The organism is Castellaniella caeni NBRC 101664, assembly GCF_001592225.1.
In the GTDB taxonomy this organism is placed as follows: Bacteria; Pseudomonadota; Gammaproteobacteria; order Burkholderiales; family Burkholderiaceae_B; genus Castellaniella; species Castellaniella caeni.
Genome location: NZ_BCWN01000051.1, coordinates 1 through 1,199, shown reverse-complemented (window position 1 = coordinate 1,199; position 1,199 = coordinate 1). Strand labels below are relative to the sequence as shown.

Genomic DNA, 1,199 nt, shown 5'->3' with positions numbered 1-1,199 from the left:
CATCAATTACTTGATGATTTTGGCGACGACGCCGGCACCCACGGTGCGACCACCTTCGCGGATGGCGAAGCGCAGGCCTTCTTCCATGGCGATCGGGGCAATCAGGTTCACCGTCATCGAGACGTTGTCACCCGGCAGCACCATTTCCTTGTCGGCCGGCAGCTCGATGGTGCCCGTCACGTCGGTCGTGCGGAAGTAGAACTGCGGACGATAGCCCTTGAAAAACGGCGTGTGACGACCGCCTTCTTCCTTGGACAGAATGTAGACCTCGGCCGTGAAGTTCGTGTGCGGGTGGATCGAACCGGGCTTGGCCAGCACTTGGCCGCGCTCGACTTCTTCGCGCTTGGTGCCGCGCAGCAGGATGCCCACGTTATCGCCCGCCTGACCTTGGTCGAGCAGCTTGCGGAACATCTCCACACCCGTGCAGGTGGTCTTGAGCGTGTCGTGGATACCGACGATCTCGATTTCCTCGCCCACCTTGATGATGCCGCGCTCGACGCGGCCCGTCACCACCGTGCCGCGACCCGAGATCGAGAACACGTCTTCCACCGGCATCAGGAACGTGCCGTCCACCGCGCGCTCGGGCGTGGGGATGTAGCTGTCCAGCGCTTCGGCCAGCTGCATGATCGCCTGCGCGCCCAGCGGGCCTTCGTCGCCGTCGAGCGCCAGCTTGGCCGAACCCTTGATGATCGGCGTGTCGTCGCCCGGGAAGTCGTACTTCGACAGCAGTTCGCGCACTTCCATCTCGACCAGCTCGAGCAGCTCTTCATCGTCGACCATGTCGCACTTGTTCAGGAACACGATGATGTAGGGCACGCCCACCTGGCGCGCCAGCAGGATGTGCTCGCGCGTTTGCGGCATCGGGCCGTCAGCGGCCGACACCACCAGGATCGCGCCGTCCATCTGCGCGGCACCCGTGATCATGTTCTTGACGTAGTCGGCGTGGCCCGGGCAGTCAACGTGCGCGTAGTGGCGGTTGGCCGTCTCGTATTCCACGTGCGAGGTGTTGATGGTGATGCCGCGCGCCTTTTCTTCGGGCGCGTTGTCAATCTGGTCGTAGCCCTTGGCTTCGCCGCCCATCGCCTTGGCCAGCACCGTGGTGATGGCCGCCGTCAGGGTCGTCTTGCCGTGGTCAACGTGACCAATCGTGCCTACGTTGACGTGCGGTTTGGTCCGTTCAAACTTACCTTTTGCCATGA

At 63.1% G+C, this 1,199-nt stretch carries 1 protein-coding gene; it reads right to left on the bottom strand.

The window, feature by feature from the left end; genetic code table 11:
- Window positions 1–6: 6 nt before the first annotated feature.
- A complete protein-coding gene (tuf, locus tag CCA01S_RS15040; RefSeq protein WP_066459946.1) occupies window positions 7–1,197 on the bottom strand; it encodes an elongation factor Tu in 1,191 nt (396 codons plus the stop codon).
- Between the last annotated feature and the right edge of the window lie 2 nt (window positions 1,198–1,199).